This is a genomic window from Ectobacillus ponti (assembly GCF_024294785.1).
GTDB lineage: Bacteria > Bacillota > Bacilli > Bacillales > Bacillaceae_G > Ectobacillus > Ectobacillus ponti.
Genome location: NZ_JANCLT010000009.1, coordinates 113,315 through 133,950, shown reverse-complemented (window position 1 = coordinate 133,950; position 20,636 = coordinate 113,315). Strand labels below are relative to the sequence as shown.

General features: G+C 48.5%; 26 protein-coding genes and 3 pseudogenes. 8 read left to right on the top strand and 21 right to left on the bottom strand.

All coding sequences use genetic code 11. The annotated features are described in order from the left end of the window. Nucleotides 1-3: 3 nt before the first annotated feature. Together NK662_RS16500 and NK662_RS16495 are read right to left on the bottom strand one after the other, a co-directional pair. Nucleotides 4-963 carry an alpha/beta hydrolase gene (locus tag NK662_RS16500; protein ID WP_254760040.1) on the bottom strand — a complete coding sequence of 320 codons (960 nt, stop codon included), beginning with the start codon at nucleotides 961-963 and terminating at the stop codon, nucleotides 4-6. Between the two features lie 268 nt (nucleotides 964-1,231). Continuing rightward, entirely contained in the window at nucleotides 1,232-1,939 is a 708-nt protein-coding gene (locus NK662_RS16495) for a glycosyltransferase family 2 protein (protein ID WP_254760039.1), read from the bottom strand. Between the two features lie 654 nt (nucleotides 1,940-2,593). Between NK662_RS16495 and NK662_RS16490 the strand changes: the two genes are divergently transcribed. Next, nucleotides 2,594-3,451: an ATP-grasp fold amidoligase family protein gene (locus tag NK662_RS16490; RefSeq protein WP_254760038.1), complete on the top strand. Its 858-nt coding sequence runs from the start codon at nucleotides 2,594-2,596 to the stop codon at nucleotides 3,449-3,451. A gap of 72 nt (nucleotides 3,452-3,523) precedes the next feature. Here NK662_RS16490 and NK662_RS16485 read toward each other — a convergent pair whose 3' ends face one another. Then, the gene (locus NK662_RS16485; RefSeq protein WP_438503634.1) at nucleotides 3,524-3,646 is read right to left on the bottom strand and encodes an alpha/beta hydrolase fold domain-containing protein; all 123 of its coding nucleotides are present in this window, start codon (nucleotides 3,644-3,646) and stop codon (nucleotides 3,524-3,526) included. Between the two features lie 141 nt (nucleotides 3,647-3,787). Between NK662_RS16485 and NK662_RS16480 the strand changes: the two are divergent. Beyond that, a pseudogene (locus NK662_RS16480) lies at nucleotides 3,788-4,027 on the top strand (MBL fold metallo-hydrolase); the annotation flags it as partial. Nucleotides 4,028-4,273: 246 nt separating this feature from the next. Here NK662_RS16480 and NK662_RS16475 read toward each other — a convergent pair. The 7 genes from NK662_RS16475 to NK662_RS16445 all read right to left on the bottom strand — a co-directional run bounded on the left by NK662_RS16475 (nucleotide 4,274) and on the right by NK662_RS16445 (nucleotide 7,726). Continuing rightward, nucleotides 4,274-4,939, bottom strand: a complete 666-nt coding sequence (locus NK662_RS16475; protein ID WP_254760036.1) for a class I SAM-dependent methyltransferase — start codon at nucleotides 4,937-4,939, stop codon at nucleotides 4,274-4,276. Between the two features lie 98 nt (nucleotides 4,940-5,037). Beyond that, nucleotides 5,038-5,319 (bottom strand): DUF3267 domain-containing protein, encoded by a 282-nt coding sequence (locus tag NK662_RS16470; protein ID WP_254760035.1) that lies wholly within the window; start codon nucleotides 5,317-5,319, stop codon nucleotides 5,038-5,040. Between the two features lie 57 nt (nucleotides 5,320-5,376). Next, nucleotides 5,377-5,526 (bottom strand): hypothetical protein, encoded by a 150-nt coding sequence (locus NK662_RS16465; RefSeq protein ID WP_254760034.1) that lies wholly within the window; start codon nucleotides 5,524-5,526, stop codon nucleotides 5,377-5,379. 106 nt (nucleotides 5,527-5,632) lie between these two features. Next, nucleotides 5,633-5,965, bottom strand: coding sequence for a hypothetical protein (locus NK662_RS16460; RefSeq protein WP_254760033.1), 333 nt, complete (start codon nucleotides 5,963-5,965; stop codon nucleotides 5,633-5,635). Nucleotides 5,966-6,116: 151 nt separating this feature from the next. Further along, nucleotides 6,117-6,716 (bottom strand): FMN-binding negative transcriptional regulator, encoded by a 600-nt coding sequence (locus tag NK662_RS16455; protein WP_254760032.1) that lies wholly within the window; start codon nucleotides 6,714-6,716, stop codon nucleotides 6,117-6,119. Nucleotides 6,717-6,739: 23 nt separating this feature from the next. Continuing rightward, nucleotides 6,740-7,255, bottom strand: a complete 516-nt coding sequence (gene paiA / locus NK662_RS16450; RefSeq protein ID WP_254760031.1) for a spermidine/spermine N(1)-acetyltransferase — start codon at nucleotides 7,253-7,255, stop codon at nucleotides 6,740-6,742. A gap of 18 nt (nucleotides 7,256-7,273) precedes the next feature. Then, on the bottom strand, nucleotides 7,274-7,726 hold the full coding sequence (locus tag NK662_RS16445) for a MarR family winged helix-turn-helix transcriptional regulator (protein ID WP_254760030.1): 453 nt from the start codon (nucleotides 7,724-7,726) through the stop codon (nucleotides 7,274-7,276). A 230-nt stretch (nucleotides 7,727-7,956) separates the two neighbouring features. On the opposite strand from NK662_RS16445, the gene NK662_RS16440 reads away from it, so the two are divergent. Then, nucleotides 7,957-8,832, top strand: a complete 876-nt coding sequence (locus tag NK662_RS16440) for a DMT family transporter (protein ID WP_254760029.1) — start codon at nucleotides 7,957-7,959, stop codon at nucleotides 8,830-8,832. Nucleotides 8,833-8,864: 32 nt separating this feature from the next. Here the strand turns inward: NK662_RS16440 and NK662_RS16435 are convergent, their stop codons facing one another. Both NK662_RS16435 and NK662_RS16430 read right to left on the bottom strand, forming a co-directional pair. Continuing rightward, complete coding sequence (locus NK662_RS16435) at nucleotides 8,865-9,257, bottom strand: DUF5367 family protein (RefSeq protein WP_254760028.1); 393 nt, start codon at nucleotides 9,255-9,257, stop codon at nucleotides 8,865-8,867. After that, nucleotides 9,254-9,823, bottom strand: a pseudogene (locus tag NK662_RS16430) (TetR/AcrR family transcriptional regulator). Before NK662_RS16430 ends, NK662_RS16435 begins: the two are co-directional and overlap by 4 nt. 150 nt (nucleotides 9,824-9,973) lie before the next feature. Here NK662_RS16430 and NK662_RS16425 point away from each other — a divergent pair. From NK662_RS16425 to NK662_RS16405, 5 genes are all read left to right on the top strand, one after another. Further along, nucleotides 9,974-10,414, top strand: coding sequence for a GNAT family N-acetyltransferase (locus NK662_RS16425; RefSeq protein ID WP_254760027.1), 441 nt, complete (start codon nucleotides 9,974-9,976; stop codon nucleotides 10,412-10,414). A 1-nt stretch (nucleotide 10,415) separates the two neighbouring features. After that, complete coding sequence (locus NK662_RS16420; protein ID WP_438503637.1) at nucleotides 10,416-11,033, top strand: YczE/YyaS/YitT family protein; 618 nt, start codon at nucleotides 10,416-10,418, stop codon at nucleotides 11,031-11,033. A gap of 128 nt (nucleotides 11,034-11,161) precedes the next feature. Then, nucleotides 11,162-11,569: a type VII toxin-antitoxin system MntA family adenylyltransferase antitoxin gene (gene mntA / locus NK662_RS16415; protein ID WP_254760025.1), complete on the top strand. Its 408-nt coding sequence runs from the start codon at nucleotides 11,162-11,164 to the stop codon at nucleotides 11,567-11,569. Further along, a complete protein-coding gene (hepT, locus tag NK662_RS16410) occupies nucleotides 11,559-11,969 on the top strand; it encodes a type VII toxin-antitoxin system HepT family RNase toxin (protein ID WP_254760024.1) in 411 nt (136 codons plus the stop codon). The genes mntA and hepT overlap by 11 nt, the downstream gene beginning before the upstream one ends. An 18-nt stretch (nucleotides 11,970-11,987) precedes the next feature. Next, nucleotides 11,988-12,611 carry a LysE family translocator gene (locus NK662_RS16405; RefSeq protein ID WP_254760023.1) on the top strand — a complete coding sequence of 208 codons (624 nt, stop codon included), beginning with the start codon at nucleotides 11,988-11,990 and terminating at the stop codon, nucleotides 12,609-12,611. Nucleotides 12,612-12,814: 203 nt separating this feature from the next. Here the strand turns inward: NK662_RS16405 and NK662_RS16400 are convergent. The 9 genes and pseudogenes from NK662_RS16400 to NK662_RS16360 form a co-directional block, all read right to left on the bottom strand. Next, nucleotides 12,815-13,339: pseudogene (locus NK662_RS16400) on the bottom strand (SDR family NAD(P)-dependent oxidoreductase); the annotation flags it as partial. Between the two features lie 21 nt (nucleotides 13,340-13,360). Further along, entirely contained in the window at nucleotides 13,361-13,750 is a 390-nt protein-coding gene (locus NK662_RS16395; RefSeq protein WP_438503636.1) for a GNAT family N-acetyltransferase, read from the bottom strand. Nucleotides 13,751-13,837: 87 nt separating this feature from the next. Beyond that, nucleotides 13,838-14,011 carry a glycine zipper domain-containing protein gene (locus tag NK662_RS16390; RefSeq protein ID WP_438503633.1) on the bottom strand — a complete coding sequence of 58 codons (174 nt, stop codon included), beginning with the start codon at nucleotides 14,009-14,011 and terminating at the stop codon, nucleotides 13,838-13,840. Between the two features lie 117 nt (nucleotides 14,012-14,128). Then, complete coding sequence (locus tag NK662_RS16385) at nucleotides 14,129-14,368, bottom strand: hypothetical protein (RefSeq protein ID WP_254760021.1); 240 nt, start codon at nucleotides 14,366-14,368, stop codon at nucleotides 14,129-14,131. A gap of 52 nt (nucleotides 14,369-14,420) precedes the next feature. Beyond that, nucleotides 14,421-15,287, bottom strand: a complete 867-nt coding sequence (locus NK662_RS16380; protein WP_254760020.1) for a YitT family protein — start codon at nucleotides 15,285-15,287, stop codon at nucleotides 14,421-14,423. A 72-nt stretch (nucleotides 15,288-15,359) separates the two neighbouring features. After that, nucleotides 15,360-16,136, bottom strand: a complete 777-nt coding sequence (locus NK662_RS16375; protein ID WP_254760019.1) for a Cof-type HAD-IIB family hydrolase — start codon at nucleotides 16,134-16,136, stop codon at nucleotides 15,360-15,362. A gap of 199 nt (nucleotides 16,137-16,335) precedes the next feature. Further along, the gene (locus NK662_RS16370) at nucleotides 16,336-17,247 is read right to left on the bottom strand and encodes a 1,4-dihydroxy-2-naphthoate polyprenyltransferase (RefSeq protein WP_254760071.1); all 912 of its coding nucleotides are present in this window, start codon (nucleotides 17,245-17,247) and stop codon (nucleotides 16,336-16,338) included. A 272-nt stretch (nucleotides 17,248-17,519) separates the two neighbouring features. Further along, complete coding sequence (locus NK662_RS16365) at nucleotides 17,520-17,957, bottom strand: GNAT family N-acetyltransferase (protein WP_254760018.1); 438 nt, start codon at nucleotides 17,955-17,957, stop codon at nucleotides 17,520-17,522. 554 nt (nucleotides 17,958-18,511) lie between these two features. Continuing rightward, on the bottom strand, nucleotides 18,512-20,008 hold the full coding sequence (locus NK662_RS16360) for a DASH family cryptochrome (protein WP_254760017.1): 1,497 nt from the start codon (nucleotides 20,006-20,008) through the stop codon (nucleotides 18,512-18,514). Between the last annotated feature and the right edge of the window lie 628 nt (nucleotides 20,009-20,636).

Here is a 20,636-nt window from a genome sequence, read left to right as displayed (position 1 = left end):
GGTCTACACCTTTTCTCTTACAACCCTTTGGAAGCCATTCTTAACGGCTTGGATGTATTCATTTTTTGTACGGACAGAAATGTCGGCATCCGGATTGATGCCCTCAAAGCCGTGATAGGTGCCGGGATACAGATGGAATTCCACATCCACACCGGCCTGCGCAAGCTTCGTTACATACGTCAATGTTTCATCGCGGAACGGGTCCAGTTGGCCGACACATGTGTAGGTGTACGGCAAATTGCTGTAATCCTCGGCCCGGGCGGGAGCTGCATAAGCTGGAATCTCATCCGTTCCGTAGAGCTCGCCCAAATACATGCGCCAGCCGGCCTCGTTTGTTTTTTTGTTCCACACAAATCCTTCGCGGACTTCATCTGTGGAAGGAGCATTATTGCGGTCATCAATCATCGGGTACAGCGGCATCTGGAAGCAAAGAGATGGATAATTCCGGTCGCGGGCCAGCAGTGTCAGTGCGGCAGTAAGTCCGCCGCCGGCACTTGCACCCGCCACGCCAATCCGGTCACTGTCAATGTTCAAGGATGCTGCCTCATCCGCAATCCACTTCAGCGCCGCATAGCAATCCTCAATCGGCGCCGGATACGGATGCTCGGGAGCGAGACGGTAGTTGACCGAAGCAACCACGCAATTCGCTTCTTTTACAAACCGGATGCAAAGCTCATCATCCCCATCGACATCCCCCAGCACATACCCGCCGCCGTGGATCCACAGCAGAGCCGGCAGGGCTTCCGTGACAGCCTTTGGCCGGTACAACCGCACCTGCAGTGGATTGCCGTCAGGCCCGGCAATGATTTCATCATTCATGGAGACAGCCTCATCCGCAATCGCCTCGGCCGGCTTCATTTGCGCCATGCCCTCTCTGATCGCCGGCATATATTCCGGGCGGAGATCCAGGTCTGGAAACAGCTCCAAGCCCGGCAGCAGCTCCGGATTCACTCGGTTCTTCATGACAACACTCCTTATCCTTGTTTTTGAAGTGTATTCCCAGAAGCAGAGTTGCACTTATCTTTCATTATAAGGTAAATTTACTAGAAGCACCCGTTTGATAGACGGAATATTCAAAATATTTTTCGGGCAGCTCCGGCAAAATTTGCATCCGGTCATGCCCGTCTTGATTACATCGGAGAGGCATTTGAATCTGCACAGCAAGCCAGGCAATGTAACATGGTTGATCCAGAGTATCTAGTATTCGAGTCTATCGGGTACCTGAGAAAATTTACTGAATATCTTCCATCCTCTTTGTAGCAATATGTTCAAAATCCTTAATCGTTCCAATGACTTGGCTCTTCTTTTTGAAAAAATCAGTTTCTTTTTTAAAGGTATGGGACTCCGGGTTTCCTCTCCTTATATAAACGTAATTATATCTGCTAGAAGCGTACATCTTAACCCCTTGTTTCTTGCATTCTTTTAAAAAACCAGTATCTGTGCCATTTCCTTTTATAGAAGGAAATTGAATGCCAGGATAAAGACTTTTCTTGAAAACTAAGGTCCCCCCTTTCACTGTGCTGCTGCCTAATTTATTTTCATTTCCTATTTTACGAATGACCAATAGATTTTCTTCCTCAAAATACATATAGGAGCTTCCTTTACCCACTAACTGAGGGTTATACTTCTTGAAAGCATCCATTGCTTCAGTTAAATAATATGGTGAGTAATAATCATCATCATCAAATTTGGCAACAATATCATATCTTGCTTTTTCAATTCCATAGTTCAAACAATCGCCAAGAGTGTCCATCTCTGGCAATCTAAAAATCGAAACGTTATCATAATCAGCTGACTTCTCTATCCACGTTTCCATATTCATTGTATCGTTATTTAAAATGATGATTAATTCCTTTTCCTCCCATAACTGATTTGCATAATTACTAAAAACATTTTCTATCATTTCGTCTCTTATAGTACATGTGATTACAGAAACCACCTGACTGCACCTCTCAAATTGAAATTGTGGATACTGAAAAGAAACAATAATTGGCATTCGTATGTGAACTAAAAATATAGAATAGAAATTCATACATCAAGGATGTATCACAAAACGAACTCCCAGCCAAAAAATGTGCATAGAAAGCCTCCTTCCCAACGCCTTATAACAGCCGTGAGCGGCAGAGTCTCTTGAAATCCAAATGCTTAGAGCACTCTCTAAATTACAAAATGAGTTGGATGTCTCATACTCTAAAAAACGATGGGATGGAGAATCCCGCATGGTTGAGTACAATCAGCATCATGTTCACGTTCAGCTTGTCTTATTTAAGCATACTGTTTGGCTATTATAGCTTCGCAATGCATGTAGTAACATAATATGCACCCTTTTATTCTCTGACAAAGACACTGGCCCAGGAATTCAGAGGATTTTAGTCTCTTAAGTAACATCTCTCCCCCCGTTAGAAGAGATTATTCTCAACCAATCGTAGTTAGAAATTGTCCCCAAATATAGAGAAAAATACACGAATCACCTATAGCCTTCCTAATAGACTTGAATAGCATATAACTGGAAAGTCTTACATCCTACTAAGGGAACATGATTACCTTCTGTTCGACCAGGCATAACAAAATACAGTTGAAATGGAGCCTTACTGTGAAAAAAAGAAAGAGAAAGAAGATAAAACAGACAGAAGCAAGTACAATCACTGCATTAAAAAAGAAATTTAAACGAATTCATGGTTATGATTTAGATTTGAAAAATCCAAAAAGTCTAAATGAGAAAATTCAATGGATTAAACTATACGGAACAGCAGATAGATTCTCTGTCTATGTAGATAAATACTTGGTACGTCAATTTGTGGAAGAGCGAATTGGGGGGCATTACCTCATACCGCTCATTGGAGTGTTTGATGATGTAAATCAAATTCGTATGGACTCTTTGCCCGATTCATTTGTTTTAAAGGCCAATCACGGTTCAAGTTGGAACATACTTGTAAAAGAAAAACGGAATTTTAACTGGGAGGCGAAGAAGAAGAGAGTAAGAAGTTGGCTGCAAACAGACTTCGGGAAAAAAACTGGAGAACCAAACTATAACAACATCCAGCCGAAGATTATTATTGAAGAATTCATAAAAGATCCTACAGGAGACTTAAAGGATTATAAAATCTTTTGCTTCCATGGTGAACCCAAATTTATACAGGTGGATGGAAATAGATTCACAAGTCATAAACGCGATTTATATGATTTGAATTGGGATAGGATACCCGTTCAATGGCGTTATCCGAACCTTAAGGAACCAGTTTCTAAGCCTCAACGTTTGAATGAATTATTAGATATAGCCCGACAACTGTCTGCTGATTTTGCTTTTGTACGAGTGGACCTTTATTATACGAACGAGCAAATATTCTTTGGTGAATTAACATTTACACCCGGCAGTGGTCTCGAAGCCTTCAGCCCTGGTTCTTACGATGAGGTGTTTGGTCAGCTTCTTAGCCTGAGTCGCTATGTATGAAACAATTCCGGCCGCAGGCCAGCAATGTCAGGACGCAGTGAGTCCGCCGCCGGCGCTGACACTCCAATCCGGTCACTGTCCATGTTCAAGGATGCTAGGAGCCAGGCGATAGTTGACCGAAGCAATCACACAATTCGCTTCTTTTACAAAGCGGATGCAAAGCTCATCATCCCCATTGACATCCCCCGCCGCCATGAATCCACAGCAGCTCCGGCAAAATTTACGCAAGGCTGTGTTTGCTCTATCATCCAACGAAAAACTTGAAAAAAAATACATTTATTCTATATTTTAAGGATTGAATCATTCTGTGTACAATGAGATTCTCCCGGCCATACACCGGGACATATCAGTGTGTATGCGGCACAGTACAAAACACTGATTGCCGGAGACGCGATGCACAGTGCGAACGGAAAGCTAAGGGGACCGGTTGCCCAAACCACACCGGATTTGCCGGCAGCCCGCAAATCACTGGAAGCATATCTGCCCTATGAGATGGAAGCCGCCATCTGCTTCCACGGGGGAATGAGCACAGGAGATATCAAGGGACAGCTTGCGTCGCTTGTTGAGTTGCTATGAACATGAAAATCTATCATGATTCCGCTCATGCAAACCTCGATGAAATGAGGGATGAGTATCTCGAATTAGTCTCCTTACTCCTGGATTCCCGACAGTCAGGCGGCATTTCCTACAATTCATTTGGCTTTTCCTACAATTCATTTGGCTTTTCCTACAATTCATTTAGCTTTTCCTGCAATTCAGCGCAGCTTTTCTACAATTCACCGCGACTTTCCTACAATTGAGCATAGACAGGAAGATGGGTTTTCATTTTCTCCTCGCAGCCACAAACCACAGCTTGAGCTCCTCCAGCTCGCCGCTTGGATCCGGCTCAACTTGCGTGTGGAGGCATTTTTTCAGGAATTCATAATGAGGCTTCAGCATATCATCCAGCTCCTGCTCATCATAGCAGTGCAGCAGCTTGTCCTTATGCTTCATGAACGTGTTCGGCTCCACCTCTTCCCCTTTGCCGTAGTTGCCCGTATCATAGATGGATACAACAGAAAAGGCCAGGATGCCACCGGGCTTCAGCAAGGAGGTCATGATATCCAGTACCTGCTCTCTTTGCTCCTTCATAAAGAGATGGATGATATTTGACAGGTAAATAGCGTCAAATTGCTTCTCTCCCAAAAATGCAGGGTCAAACAGACTGCCTGTCTCATAGTTTAGAGGCAGCGATTGCCGGCCGGCTTGCTCCGCGGCATATGCAATGGCAATGTCCGAGATATCATACGCCACCACATCGAAGCCTTGCTGCGCCAGGTACAAGCTATTGCGGCCATATCCGCAGCCCGGCACAAGAACGCTCCGGACGGCATGCTCCCGAAAGCATTCCTGCGCCAAAACTGCCGATGGACAGGCATCCTCTCCCCAGATGGCTCCGGTTTCGTAACGGTTATTCCAATAGGATTTTAATTTCAGATCGTGGCTCATGCTCTGACTCCTTTTTCCTATCATTATATTCAATTTTCAGAAAAATTACAAAAGGAAAATGAAGGACTAAACCTGTCAGCCCGGCTATCACGCAAATGTTACAGCTCAACGGCCTGCCGAGCCTTCCAATACGTGCTCGGCCCGTTGCTTCTGAGAACACCGCCGGAGGGAACCTGCCGCAGCACAAGCAAAGCTGTCAACAGATCTACCGAGGATGCCATGGCATTCAGCAGGATGAGAACCTTTAAGGCTGCTGATAACATGCCAAAAGCGCCGAGCAAGAGCGGTGCCAGGATGGAGAGAATGAGAAAAGGAGCAAGCGTAATCCAAATGAGAAGCATGCTGATGAATAGATTCAGCCCGATCGGTATTGCAATCATGTTCCCATCTCCCCCACAGGCGTTTTTAGCACCAGAAAACCGAATGCGGATGCAGGGTCACATCCTGACCAGCAAAACCAGCATGAAGACGGCAAAGCAAGCCTGCGTAATCCGATTGTAAAACTCCCCTGTGACAAATCCCCATACAGACACCACGACAATCGCAACGGCACTTAACAGCAGCAAGACTTCTATCATGTTTGCCATCTGGCTGCCACCCCCGACTTGATTTGGCCATGTGGCCAAGAGGGGCATGTATGAAAATAAAGCAAATATAATATGCAGTTAAGGCCCGCTTCGCACCCAAACCACCCTACATAGGATTGGTGAAATACTCCGCTTTTTTATCAAACTTAAAGATTTTATATCTCCAATACATAGAATCTGAGTAGTCTGCGATAATCACAAACTCGCCTTTGTCCGTAAATACCTCATAGGAATCATTTCCCAGATACTTCACTTTCTGAATGTCATGCCCTTTAAAATAGGTGGCCAATTCCTCTATATCCTTGAAGCTGTCGCCGTTCAGCATTCCCAGACTGCGGGCCTTCCACACTCCAATTAAATTGTAGGGCGCCAGAACCGTGACATAATACCCGAGCAGCCCAACTGCCAATATTGCAAAAACAATCAGTAGCCTCTTCATCTCTAACCTTCCTTACACTTTCAGAATGTCGCAGCATATCTATACCTTCCATACAATTCTTCTTTTCCTGATTATACCTGCTGAAGGAAGGGAAATAGTGGAATTTTCATTCTATCCCGGCAAAAAGGACAGCCGGAAGCTGCCCTGGGATTTATTTTATTGGCAGATTCTTTTTCATCAGCCCAGCAATCCCCTTCTCGTTTTCACCCTCGCTTTGCCCAAGCTGTGTAATAACCAGCTCCTGCCGCTCGGCGGGATGGTTTTGGCTGAGCTTCGCTTTTCCCTCCATGCTCGTAATCTGAATTTTGAACGGAACAATCCCCTTTTTCATGCCATCCATATAGCTCTCATTCAGATCCTCCAAACGGTAGGGGCTGCCGGCTTTTTCGTACTTGCGGACCAAGGTGCCCAAATCAGCATCCTCCACAAACTCGACCGTGCCGTATACATGCACCGCCACATAGTTCCACGTCGGCACAGCCTCCTGAATCTCGTACCAGGAAGGCGAAATATAGCAATGCGGACCCTGGAATGTCACCAAAATCTCCTGGCCTTCCATGTCCCGCCATTGCGGATTCGGACGGGCAAAATGCCCAAGCAGGCATTGCTGTTCCCGGTCCAGCAAAAGCGGCAGGTGGGTGGCAAACGGCTTGCCGTTGTGCATGGAGAAAATGATCGCAAAGCTGTTTTCCTCCATCACCTTGTACATCTCCTCTTGGTCTGTCAGCTGAAAATGCTTTGGTATATACATACAGCTCCCCCTTTTCTGATACCTTACAAGTCCTTCACCATAATATAATCGGTTTGCTCCTCATCTCCCATATAGAAGGAATGCGCTCCGGTTTGGACAAATCCCATTCTTTTGTAAAACGCGATGGCATTCTCATTTTTCTCCCATACACCCAGCCAAATTTTTGTTTTCCCGCACGCCCGGGCAACTTCCAACGCCTGATGCAGCAGCTCTTTTCCAAGCCCGTGCTTTTGGAAGCTTCGCTTTACATAAATTCGCTCAACTTCCAGCGATTCCTCCCCCATTTTCTCCGACTGCGCGTCACCGATGTTGACCTTCAAATACCCGGCAGCTTCCCCGTCCACATAAGCAAGGAAGAATTGCGAAGAGCTGTCCGACAGCTCCTTCTCCAGCTGCTGGAGATTGAAGGCGCGCTCCAGATAGGCCGCCATATTTTCAGGCGAATTTTGCTCCCGGAAGGTTTCGCCAAAGGTTTCATAGCTCAATGCCTGCAGTGTATGCACATCCGCAAGCGTACACTTGGTAATGCTGATCGTCATGCTGCTCCTCCTCTATTCTCAGTACTCTCTCTTATTTCCTTTCTTCACATACTCCCAATCCTTCTCCACATTTTGCCGCACCCGCAGCAGCAGCTGAAGGATGGCCTCTGCCTCTTCCTCGGAAAACCCCTGCAATGCCACGAGATTGGAATGGTCGTTTTCCCTCTTAATAAAGGGATACACCCGCTCTCCCTTTTCGGTCGGAAAGAGCTTCTTGATTTTTTTGTTGTGCTCATCCTCTTTCTTTTCCAGAAAGCCGTTCGCCTCAAGCTTTTGGACGGCACGGGCCGCGGTGGTCCGGTCCACCTTGATCATTTCGGCCAGCTTCTCCTGGATGATTCCCGGGTTTTCGCAAACCCGCACCAGGTACAAATATTGCCCTTTCGTCAGGTCATATTCTTTAAATTCTATGTTGCTGATGGAATCCAGCGCCCTTGCAATCATCCCGATTTCACGAAGAATTTCCTTCATAATCAGCTCCTCCCTTAGAATAAAATTTAACTCTATTTTGTTGTAAGTGCAACAATAAATCCACTCCACATCTGATATAATGGCACAAAAAGTATGCAGAGGTGAAGCAAGATGTACGTAGCCCCATTATTTGAAAACGATGTACCAGCAGCACTCCTCCGTCCTTAAGGGAGTGACTGCCGCTCTCCGTTAGGACATTCAGAAACAAACTACAAAACGGAGGGTACAAAGTGAAGCATAGCTTACTAGGTTCAATGTATTTAGCGCTGGCTGCCAGCATTTGGGGCGGTATGTATGTTGTTGTGAAGGTTGTCGTGGCGGTGATTCCACCGCTGGAGCTTGTATGGCTGCGTTATGCGGTGGCTCTTGCCGCCCTTCTCACCATTGGTCTTGCCACACGGCAGAGCTGGAAAGTGAAAAAGCGCGACTTCCCGCTCATTATCGCCATCGGAATCATCGGCAACGCCATTTCCATTGTGACGCAGGAAACCGGAACCATGCTGTCTTCGGCGCAAATGGGGGCCATTATTACCTCCTCTACGCCGGCATTTATGGTCATTTTTGCCCGGCTGCTGCTGAAGGAGCGGCTGACCATGCGAAAAGGGCTCTCTGTTTGCCTGGCAACCATCGGGGTGCTGCTGATTGTCGGGGTGAATCATGTGGATATGTCCAGCAAGCTCGGCGGGATTTCGCTGCTGGCGGCGGCGCTGACTTGGGCGCTTATGTCCGTGTTGGTGAAGCGCGTGCCGGGCGAGTATTCGCAAATTGTCGTCACCACCTACTCCATCCTGATTGCCCTGATTGCCCTGACTCCTTTTGTCCTGGGGCGGCTGCCGGCGCTCGACGCCGCGCAAATCGCCCACCCGGCCATCTGGGGCGGCGTCCTGTATTTGGGCATTGTTTCCACCGCTGGCGGCTTTCTGCTTTGGAACCGCGGGCTGCAACTGCTGCACGCCTCAAGCGGCGGGCTGTTCTTCTTCTTTCAGCCCGTCGTCGGGACGCTGCTCGGATGGCTCATGCTGGGCGAACGCATCGGGATCATGTTTTGGATCGGCTCCCTTTTCATCCTCAGCGGTGTTTTATTTGTCATACGCGAGGAAGCATAAGATGTCCCCCTTCGGCCTGAGGCCGGAGGGGCTCATTTTTTTACGGTGTTGAGCAAGGCCGGAATGATGAGATACAGAGCATACGCAAACGACATCCATGCCGTAAACGCAATCACCTGCTTTTCATCCAAACCCGGAAACATGCTTGCATAGTTGGATAAAGACCATGTATCCAACAGCAGGCCGACGATGGTTCCTATGAATCCAAACCTGAGGGATGCATGGGGTGTTCGGTCCAACAGCTGATAGAGGTACGCAGCGACCGCCAGTAGGAGTCCCGTGCCGGCCAACAGCAAAATCATACGCAGCACATAGCCGTCCCCATCAGGGCTGATTAGAACCCGTCCGCCAAACCATACAAAAAACAAAGTGGCAAAAGCCCATACAATGACACCTGCTAGAATGGCAAAGAAATAGCTTTTCACGCTTCTCCCCCCTTGTGAAAGACAGCCTGCAGCATATGCTCCAGCTCACTGTAGGTCTTCTCTACAGGAAAGTCCTTATGCAACAACGCCTGCAGCGCCAATCCGTCTATAAGCGCATTCCACACAATGGCCCACGTTTCCGCCGACACACCCTCTATGGGAGATTCCATGCCCGCTATGCTTTGCTGCAGCGCCTGATTTTCCCTCAGAAGAATCTCCCCCAGCTGCTCCCTGATTTTCGTATGATGAAAGCCTGCGGCAACCAGCGTGAAAAACAGCTTATGGAACAAGGAGTCGTACGAGCAGCGGCTTTTGGCGGATAACAGCGCCTCCCGCAGCATATTGTCCTACTGCGGGAGCCCGCTCCAAGAGCTTTCACACGTATCTTCCACAATATCCAACAGCAGCTGCTCCTTCGTCTTAAAGTGATAATACACCGTTCCCTGGGTAACACCGGATGCATCCGCAACAGCCCGCAAAGTGAATTTGTCCATGCCGTTTTCGGCCAGGCATTCCTTTGCGTGCTGAAGAAGCTCCCTTTTACTGATGACATTGGGCTTCGCCATACGTTCTCCCCCTTATTAGTTATTCAACCGACTAACTCATGTAATAATTTACCATTTAATGCCGTGTAACTCAAGAGGGAAATTAAATGTTGTATTTGCAACAAAAATATCTTATGGTAATCTTATTAAACCGAAGAAAGAGTGAGCCCATTGACTGTAGCAAGAATTAATCAAGAAAACGAATTAGAACAAGCCTTTCAGATTCGAAAGGAAGTCTTTGTAAAAGAACAGGGAGTGCCGCTGGAGGATGAATTTGATGAGTTTGACACGCTGGACGGAGCGGCGCAGCACATCTTGGTATATCACGAGAACGCTCCTGCCGGCACCGCCCGCATCCGTTGGGTGGACGGCTTCGGCAAGCTGGAGCGAATTTGCATCCTGCCGCCATACCGTCAGCTTGGGTTAGGAAAGGTAATTGTCGCGGCATTGGAGGAAATCGCCGCGGAGCAAGAAGTGGCAAAGGTGAAGCTGCACGGGCAGACACAGGCGGAAGGCTTTTACAAAAAGCTGGGCTATGAGACGGCATCACAGCCATTTCTGGAGGATGGCATCCTTCACGTTGTGATGACAAAAGCGCTGGCTCATGCGTAGCATCAACTTCTCCCTGTATACCTTTGGCATTCTGCTGTTGGCGCTGGGCGTGTCTCTAAGCATACGCTCCCACCTCGGGACGTCTCCGTTTGATGCCCTGCTCGTCGGTTTGTCCCGGGAAATAGGCCTGACCGTGGGAAGCTGGGAATTCCTTCTGGCTCTCCTTCTCATTCTCTGCAATGCCCTTTTCACAAAGAAGCGGCCACAGTTCTTGGGATTGCTGACAGCGGCCATCACCGGCTTCTGCATTGACATGTGGCTGCTTCTGCTGGAGCATGTCCTGCTTCCGGAACAGCTCATCAGCAGAATCCTCTGCTTGGGGGCAGGCTTGCTCATTACCGGATTGGGGACGGCGTTGTACTTACATACAAACTTCGCCCCCATTCCAATTGACCACTTCACCCTGATCGTGCGCAATTGGATGAAGGGGAACGTGCTTCTTGCCAGAACCTTCGTCTATGTGCTGTTTCTGGCGCTGGCATTCCTGTTTCATGGGCCGATTGGAGCCGGCACTGTCGCAACGGTTGCCTTTGGCGGACTCATTCTCAGCTATTTCATGGGAGCTGTTGACAGGAAGCTTGGTCAACCCGCTGTTCCTTCAAAAAACCACGCTCTGTAAACGCCCCGTCTTCGCAGCGGAAGCATGGAGGAAGCCTTCCGCCGCGAGGCTGTTTCCTAGCCACTGGAAACATGATACTATGATGAAAACAGTTCCTTATTTACAGGCGCGAATTTGAGGTGACCGGCATGGCCGCAGATGAACAAGCAAGACTTATAATAGAGTACTTAACTCCAAAGCTGTCCCCCTATGTCATCTACTTGTTCGGATCACGGGCAGGCGGGCAGACACATCCCGGGAGCGACTTTGATATTGCGTATATCAGTGAAAAGAAATTCGATACATATGGGCGCTTTATCATTTCCCAGGAACTAGCCGCTTCCTTAAATGCTGACGTAGATTTAATTGATTTACAGATGGCTTCAACCGTGTTTCAAACACAAGTGATTGCCTCAGGAGTAGTATTATATTGCTCTGACGAGTTGAAACGAGCTACATTCGAGATGTACACACTGAAAAAATATGCGAGACTGAATGAGGAGCGGGCAGACGTTCTGGAGAATCTGGTGAGGAGGGCAATCAAGTATGAGAAATGATGTTATTCTGAATAAGATGGCAACAATTGAACGCTGCATCAAGCGTATACACGAGGAATATGCAGGCAATCCGGCAAACCTGGAGAATTACACGAAGCAGGATTCTATCATTTTGAACATTCAAAGAGCATGTGAGGCCAGTATTGATATTGCCATGCATATTGTTTCCCTGCAAAAGCTTGGAATTCCCCAGACGAGCCGGGATGCGTTTGAGTTTTTGGCAAATCATCGTATCATCCCTGCAGATGTATCCTTTAAAATGAAAGCAATGATTGGATTTCGCAACATCGTCGTGCATGACTACCAGTCGATCAATTTAGAAATTGTACAAAAAATTATTGAGAATCATTTGGGGGACTATACATCGTTCTTGGACCACATATTAGCCTACGAAGCTTGAGGAAAGGAGGGAATTTCTGTGGATGTCCTCACCATTCTGTCTTTTTTAGGTGCGGCAATCGCGCTCACGCTTATGCCCGGACCTGATAACCTGTTCACACTGGCACAAAGCATCGCCAAAGGAACAAAAGCCGGAGTCTTTACAACACTTGGGCTTTGCACCGGACTGCTCGTCCATATTACTGCTGCGACCGTCGGGATCACAGCCATCATCTATCAGTCATCTTTGGCCTTCACAGCGGTCAAATACGCGGGAGCTGTATACCTATTATTCTTAGCCTATAAGTCTTTTAGAGAAAAAGGAGCCGGCTTTGACCTAAGCAGCGGGGACTCTTTGGACTACAGAGCACTATACAAAAAAGGAATCATTATGAATCTCCTGAACCCAAAGGTCTCCCTGTTTTTCCTGGCCTTCTTCCCGCAATTTGTCCATTACGGGAATGGCAATGTATCCGTACAAATGCTTGTCTTTGGCATCCTGTTCCTCATCCAAACCTTTATCATTTTCAGCCTAATCAGCATGTTTGCAGGAAAAGTAGGGGATTTCCTGCGGAAGAGTCCATCACTATCAAGAAAAATTAATGTCATGCAAGGATCTCTCTTCACACTCATAGGATTAAAAATTGCCTTCAGCCAGAAATGACGATCGGTTTGCAGCCCGAATCCACATTCGGGTTGCTTACATGTAATCAATTCGCTTCCCATCCCTGAAGAACCCGCCATTCGGTCCATCCGGTCCAATCGTCGCCAGCCAAAGGATGGACGCCGCGGCGTTCTCGGCGCAGACGGCCCGCCCATATCGGTGCTGACCCAGCCCGGATCCGCCGCGTTGATTTTGATATCTCCTTTTGCCTCTGCCGCCGCCAATTGGGTGAAGCCATTCAAGACAAGCTTGGACAGCTTGTAGGCGCCCGCTCCCGGCTCAGCCATCTCCCGCATCGCCCCGTACTCCGAGGAAATATGGATGACTCTCCCATAGCCGCGCTTTTCCATGAGCGGCATGAAGAAACGGGTTACATAGCAGGCGCCGAAGAAATTCACGGCCATCGTTTCCTCCAGAATGGCAGGGTCCATTGCCAGCAGCCCCTCATGCTCATCCAAATACACGCCGGCATTATTGATCAGCACATCCAGCCTGCCATACTGCTCCTGTACTGCAGCCGCAGCCTGACGGACACTTTCCTGATTGGCCACATCCAGCTCTTCAAAGGAAACATCCAAACCGGATTCCCTCAGCTTTTGCGCAGCTTCGTACCCCTTTTTTGCATCCCGGCTGGTTAGAATCACCTGGAACCCACCTTCCGCCAACTGCTTCACCAGCTCATAGCCAATGCCCCGGTTTCCTCCGGTGACAAGCGCAACCCGTTTCATACACATCCCCCGTGTCTCACTTCATGGCTGCCTTCGCCACTCATACAGCAGATCAGGCAGATTCTCCTCATTTTCATAGCCTCTGCCAATGACCCTAAAACCATGCTTCTCATAGAATCGTTGTGCATTTTGATTTACTTCAAACGTGTATAATGTCAGTCTGCCGCTCGACTGCTCCTTCGCCTTGTCGAGCAAGGCCTGGCCGATCCCCATTCCTTGGCAGTCAACATGAATATACAGCTGGCTGACTTCCTTCTCATTATAGGCAATCATCCCAACGACTTTACCATCAAGTAATGCCAGGTCTATTTGATGCTGCTCCGGCAATATATGCTTCAAAAACTGAACATGATTTTCAAAGCTGTGGATTTCCTTCTGGCCAATGGCCCGTTCCTTGCTGTCCCGCCACATCTTCACAGTCTGTTCGGCATATGCCGGATGATACGGAGCGACAGTGAATTTGCGCCTCTCCAATGCAAGCCCCCCCTGCCTTCAGTATTATTTCGTCCGCATTCCGCCAAGCGCAGCCCCGATGGCGATGCCGATTGCCATCCCCACTGCCATATGGTCGGAAAGTGCACCTAGGGCTGCTCCCAGCGCAACTCCTATTGCCATGCCGGTTGTCATGCGTTTTTTTCTGTTTGCAGACCCTGCATTCTTGTTTTCGCTCACACAAACCCCTCCCCCAACTTCCTAATTATACCATATTATCCGCACGCAATTATTATAAGGAAGGAGCACAGACAAACAAAAAAAGACAGCCGCTTGAAGCTGTCTCTCCTGCCGCAATCAGATTCCCAGAAACTCCTCTGCATCACGGCCGTCAACTGGATAGCCATCCATTGTCAGTGAATGATAATAGAACTCTGCGATGCTGCACGCCAAGCTGATAAAAATCTCCCTTGGACGAACCGCTTCATCCTCCCACAGCTCATCGTGGAATACATAACCGACCTCTTCATTGTTCACATCCACTACAATGGCATCCCCGTTCAAACCCGAACCGACGATCAGAAGACCGTCATCCATACACCTCTTATTTTCCTCATACAGGTTATTGTCGGCCATTTCATTTGCAGCATTAATGAATATTATGCTTTCTAAAATTGCCGCCCTTTACTTCCACGATGTCAGTGATGGTGACGAAAGCATATTCATCAATCTCATTGATGATTTCCTTCAGCTTGCTTTCCTCCAGCCGGTTGATGACGCACGTAATTTCCGTAAACTTTTCATTGGAATATCCGCCATATGCATCCTTGTAGGTCGCGCTTCTGCCCAAGCGGTCACGTATGGTTTCCAGCATCGTTTCCGGCTGCGTGGTGATGATCTTAAAGGTTTTCGCCCCGCTCAAGCCCTCTTCCACAATGTGAATGACCTTGGAAGCGATAAAGTAGGCAATCGCCGACAGAATGGCTCCCTGCAGACCGAAAACAAAAGAAACAACGATAAAGACAAAGGCATTCAGGAACAGGATGAAGTCACTTGTCCCAAACGGCAGCTTGCGGGCCAGCAGCACCGCCAGCATATCAATTCCATCCAGCGCGCCGCCGTTGCGCAGCGCCAGCCCCATCCCCAGGCCGAGAATAATGCCGCCAACCACGGTAATTAACAGCGTATCCCCTTTAATAATGGCCGGCGTGTGATGAAAGAGGATGGTGCTCACCGACAACGAAGCAATCCCGATTACGGAATAAATCGCAAAGCTTCTGCCGATTTGCTGATAGCCCAGCCAGATAAACGGAATATTCAGCACGGCAATGAGAGCTCCCAGCGGCAGATCAAAGAGCTTGGATCCCACGATACTGAGACCTGTGACACCCCCGTCGGATACATGATTTGGAATCAATACGGTTTCCAGTCCGTATGCCGCAATCACGCCCCCCAGAATGACCATTAATCCCCGTACAAGCAATCTGAGCTTACTGGTTTTATGTTTTTTGCCCATTTTACTCCTCACTTTCAGCTACGTCATTTGTACAATTCTGCACATGCTGACTTTGCCCTCTCCCTTTTCGGCTTACAACAGCCCTGCCAGCTTCAAGCCGTGCACGATGCCGTCCTCTTCCACCGACTTCGTCACATACTTGGCCACAGCCTTCACGGTTTCCTCGGCATTGCCCATGGCCACGCTGTTTTGCACGCTCATCAGCATTTCAATATCGTTCAGCCCGTCGCCAAAGGCATACTGCCGCTCCGGCGGAAAGCCGAGCGCCGCCGCGATTTTCTCGACACCTTTTGCCTTCGAGCCGCCCTTTGGCAGCACATCCACCGATACCGGATGCCACCGGATAAAGTCGAATGCAAGGAAGTCCTGCTCATACTGCTTTTCCTCGCCCTCCGGACAGAACAGAAGCGACTGATACAGCTCGCGCCCCTTGTAATAGTGCGGGTCGTGCAGCGGGAACTGCTTGATTTTTAACGTCGCAATGCTCTCCTTAATATAGTCATGCTCCGGCACATTCGCCTTCATGTCCTCATGGTCCATGAACACAACCGGATGCTCGTTGCCGAGTGCCCGTTCTGTCAGCTCCTCCAACGCCGGAATGTCCAGCGGATTTGTATATAAAACCTCTCCGTCCAGCACCACATACTGGCCATTATAGCTGACGAACGTGCGGATGCCCAATTCCTCGCGCAGCTCCTTGAACATGAACGGCGCACGGCCTGTCGCAATCGCGACCTCATGGCCAAGCTCCTTCAGCTGAAAAATGGCTTCCTTCGTGGAAGCGGGCAGCGTTTTCTCATGGGTCAGCAGCGTCCCGTCTATATCGAAAAAGATAACACTTCGTTCCATTCTGCATCCAACCTTCTCTTTAGATTTTGCACAGCTCCTCCCTTTGCGGGCGGAACAGCTTCCTGATGAACACCCTGGCTTCACAAGCCCCGCCAAGATGCAGTCTTCCCTCTATGATAAACCATATTTGTCCAGAAAGTCCACGCATGTCTGCTGCACAAAAAAAGCATCCCCTGTGCGTTCGGGGATGCCTGCCTGTTTAAAACAGGTAATTGATCAGCAATCCTGCTGATAACAGGAAAGCAAACAGTGTATTGGTGATGGCGGTGGATTTCATGGCAATGCGCATATATTGAGGTTCCTTTGCCCCTTTTCGAAAGCCCTGAATCGCGGAAATCGGCTTTTTCAAGCCAAGGAACATCACTAGAGACCAAGGCGTGATGTATCCCATCAAGACAATCGCCACAATCCACAAGTAGGAAATGACAAAGAAAATTGCCAGGGCTGTCACTGCCTTCTCTCTTCCAAGGAGAATCGCCAGCGTTTTTCTGCCGCCCTTTGTGTCCTCCTCAATATCCCGGATGTTATTGGACATATTAATGGCCCCGACCAAAATCCCGATCGGAATGGAAATCAGGATGCTTTGAACCGTCAGCGTATGCGTTTGAATAAAGAACGCAATCAGGACAAAGCCTGTGCCCATGGACAATCCGGAGAACAGCTCCCCAAGCGGCGTATACGCAATCGGGAGCGGGCCGCCTGTGTACAAATAACCGATTGCCATTCCGGCCAAACCGATAACCACCAGCCACCAGCTGCTGTTCATGCAAATATACACGCCGATGCACGCTGCCAGGACGTACAATAAGACCGCAACAGCCAGCACATTTTGAGGCTTCAGGCCATGGCGGACGATGCCGCCGCCGATGCCGACAGAATCAGCCGTATCCAGCCCGCGTTTAAAATCATAATACTCATTGAATAAATTCGTTGCGATTTGCAATGCTAAGCATGCAAGCATCATCGCAGCAAAAAGAAGCCAATGAATCTTGGTTTCATAAAGCGCGGCAACTGTCCCTAATATGACAGGCGCGAACGTCGCCGTTAATGTATGAGGCCGCGTCATTTTCCACATCAATTTCGCGGAACTGATTTTTTGTGTATTCCCCATCAACCGTTTCATCTCCCCGTATTAATCTCCAGAAGCATTCTCTCTGTCTGCTTCTTTTACATGATACATTATAGCAAGTAAATCCTTGCCCTTATATAATTTAACATTCGGGAGACCAAAAAAACATCCTTAAATAGCAAACACTCCTGCACTTTTGACGTCTCCCTCTGCTTCACAGACGACTTCTCTGTGCTCCGGACCTCCGCCACTTACAATATCTGTATAACACAAAGCAAGGGAGAAGCTCCTTTGCTTCTCCCCCCGTTCCTCATTTAAATAAGCATACTCATCGTAATGGTTCTATCTGTGAATCCTAATTTCTCATACAGCTTAATCGCTTGATTTCCTGCATATACGCTTAAACGAACCTCCGAATATCCATCCTGCTTCAGATGTTCCATGCCGCTCTCCATCAAACGTTTTGCAATTCCATTTCCCCTCCATTCCTCCAACACAAACAATTCATATATAAACCCGCACTTCTTTTCAGTAAATGAGTCCTTGCTTCTTCCCATCAGAATCCAACCCAGCAGCTGGCCGTTTTCAGAAGCGATCAGATAATAGCTTCCTTTCTGCAACAGCGGTTCGATCAGCTGTTTTACTTTTTCGTCTGATGGTTTTACCTCACCCAATGTCCCATCAAATATGGCTTGTGGCGAAAACGATACAATCTTTTCATATTCCAGCTCGTTCGGTTTTCTGATTTCCATACACTAAGTTCCCCTCTTTGCATCGTACAAGTATCCCCTTATTATACCATTTGGCAAATGATTGGACCATGAGCTTCGGCGTCGATTTTCAACAAGAGGAATCAGCCTATTATCCTACTTTATGAGTTCTCCCCACTTTTTTCTATGCTTGTCTCTGAATGGGGTACAGCTCTCTCCTTTGAAGACTTTTACCAGTTCCAGCATTTTGTTCTTCTTTGCATGAAAAACTTCCGCTTTAGAATATTTATTAATTATTTCGCAAGAAAACTCTGTTATAATAGATAGTGGGTCGGATGGCATGTGTGGCCATCAAAGGTATAGAGCGTAGGTGGGGCTGATACCAAGAGGATAGGATTTTATTTATTGTGTATATATTTTGCATAAAAATGTATGTAATTAGTTTTAGAATCTGCCGAGTGGAAATCCGGAGCGGAGACTATTCTTGTATATGATATTGTCCTGTCCTGTATAATCGCGTGTATGCACGCATATAAAAGGCCGCGCATTGTGTAATCACGATGCGCGGCCTTCTTGACTTTTGCGATGCCCACTCTTCAGTAATCATCCTCCCAGGACCCGCGCTTCTCGCGTTTCGGCTTCTTCCTGGCGGTCTCCCGGCGCTTCTGCTCACCACTTTTCGCCTGCCGCACAGCCATCTCATACTTCTGCTTCTGCGTTTCTGCCGACGAGAAGAGATTCACCATTGGTCTTGGGTATGTCTCAATACCATGCTCCACCCGCTCCGCCTCTGAAAAGGAAGGCACCTCATACACGAGACGTCCCGGGACGTGCTCCAGCACCGGCAGCCACTTCTTTGCATACCGGCCGCTCGGGTCGTAGTCCTTCCCCTGCTTCGTAACGTTGAACACGCGGAATACCCGCGAATCGTTTCCGACACCCGCGCTGTAGCACCAGTTCGCATAGTTGCTCGATACATCGTAGTCAAGCAGGCTGGACTCAAACCACTCTGCCCCGATGCGCCAGTCAACACCAAGATTTTTCACGAGGAAGCTGGCGACATTTTGCCGGCCGCGGTTGGACATCCAGCCAGTTTGCTGCAGCTCCTTCATATTGGCGTCGACAAGCGGGTAGCCGGTTTCCCCGTTCACCCATGTCTGCACGGGCCCAGGGTCACGGGACCAGGCAATGGAAAGGCCAAAGAGCCCACCCGGAAGAAACAGGCGATTGCCAAATTTGGCATGCACGAGCCAAAAATAGTCGCGCCATAAGAGCTCAAAGAAGAGCCAGTATGTCGATTCATTCGCAACCCGTTCCTGTTCGCAGCGCTTAATGTTCCAATAAATATAGCGGGGGGACAGGCAGCCCAGCGCAAGATACGGTGAAAACTTGGAGGAATGGTCGCGCTCGAGCATGCCATCACGGGTATCCTTGTAGGTGCGCAGACCATCGATGTCAAAGAAATAGTGCTGGAGCCGGTGCATCCCTTCGGATTCTCCGCCCAAAAAAGCAGTTTTGCCGGGTACAGCCGGTGCTGGAGGCAGCTCTCCTTCTTCCACATCCAGCGTGTTCAACTGTGCCGGGGCAGGCTGAAGCGGACGGACGGACAGCTGCTGTTCCACACGTTTGCGAAACTGCGAGAAGACATCCGGAAGTTCAGCTATCGGGAACGGCAGGTCATCTGGATGAATGAGATTGTGGCCGGTATAGGCGTGAAAGGAAATGCCGGGACAAGCCTTTTGCATGCGGCGCTCCACTTCCTCTTCCTCGCTGCCGAGCTCACGGTGATAATACACGGCATGAACAGATAGATTCCGTGCCAGCTCTGCCAGCACGTCCTCCGGCTTGCCGCTGCGGATGAGCAGCTTGGTTCCAAGCTCTTTTAATTTGCCCCGCAGATCTGCGACACTTTCCCGAATAAAGCGGGCGCGGTGCGGCCCTGTTTTTGAAAAGCCGAATGAAGTTGTCTCATCATCACGCGTGTCAAAGCAGTACAGCCCTAACACAGGCAGGCCGGATGCGGCAGCCTGAAGCAGCGGCTCATGATCGTGAACGCGCAAATCACGGCGGAACCAGACGATCGTACAATCCATGAAATCCTCTCCTCGCTAAAATGTCCGGCTGATGCTCTTGCGGCGGAATTCCTTCAGCAGCCGCAGAATGAGGGAAACGCCCCCAATTGCCTATGTATACTTTCTTATCATACAAAAATCCCCCCTGCGAAACAAACTGCGGCAGCAGCCTGTCTATCACTTCGCAGTCCTGGCGGTGTTCAGTCCAAAAGCGGGTGGAAAATGAGAAGAAACAGGGCTCATCAGCATTCGACAACCTGTTGCCAGGATTTGACGAATGAATAAGCTATTCATTGTAAACGCTTTCAATTATAATAAGAAATGGGTTGGATGGCATGTGTGGCCATCAACGGCATATAGCGCAGGCGGGGCTTATGCCAGGGACCGGAATGCAAGAGGTCCTGCATATTGACGAAATGTAGTACTCTCATACACTGTCTGAGACAGAAAGGGTGTTTCTTCGGATCCCTCTCCATTCTAATCTCTTCACGATGGCAGTTTCCTCTTTTTAGCCCCCAAATGAACTTAGACACTCTAAGGCAGGATTTCTTGTACTTAGAGTAACGAGTTACAGGGGGATTTTTCATGAGAAAAAGCAAGTATTCCAAAGAGTTTAAATTGCAAGTTGTACAAGAAGAAAAAGAAGCTG